At 62.6% G+C, this 471-nt stretch carries 1 protein-coding gene; it reads left to right on the plus strand.

The genetic code is table 11. The features are described 5' to 3' along the window. On the plus strand, positions 1-471 hold a 471-nt coding region (locus SB725_RS30160), incomplete at both ends, for a hypothetical protein (RefSeq protein WP_410923018.1).

The raw sequence follows: 471 nt of genomic DNA on the forward strand, positions 1-471 counted from the left end.
GTCTGGAGCAACCCGCAACCGCCAACCGGGGGCAGTGACCACTATTGCTTCATCACCTGGATGAACAACGCCGGTAACCCGTTCCCGGATGTGTTCTCGCAACTGGACATGGCTGCGCTGATCACCAACAACCTTCAGTTCGGCTGGCGCAACGTGTCGATGCAGTCCGGGCGTTCGCCCACCCGGCAAATGGCATCGCAGCTGATCATCCCCAGCGACGTGACCGCAGGCAGCCGCGAGTACTCGTTGCAGGTCACCAACATGGGCTTCCCGACCACGGGCTGGACCCTGTCGATGAGTTGCAGCCAGCTGGACTCGAAGGGCAACAAGATTGCCATCGACAACGTCGCCATGCCTGCCCTGGGGCAGTTCGTTGGCGTGCGCTGCACACTAGTGCCGGGCTTCAGCGCGCTGCTCACCCTCAACCTGTACAAGAACAACGGGCCCGACTCGCAGCCGGGCGCCTCGATC

Origin of the sequence: Pseudomonas sp. SIMBA_041 (assembly GCF_046535095.1) — a bacterium.
Taxonomy (GTDB): domain Bacteria; phylum Pseudomonadota; class Gammaproteobacteria; order Pseudomonadales; family Pseudomonadaceae; genus Aquipseudomonas; species Aquipseudomonas mucoides.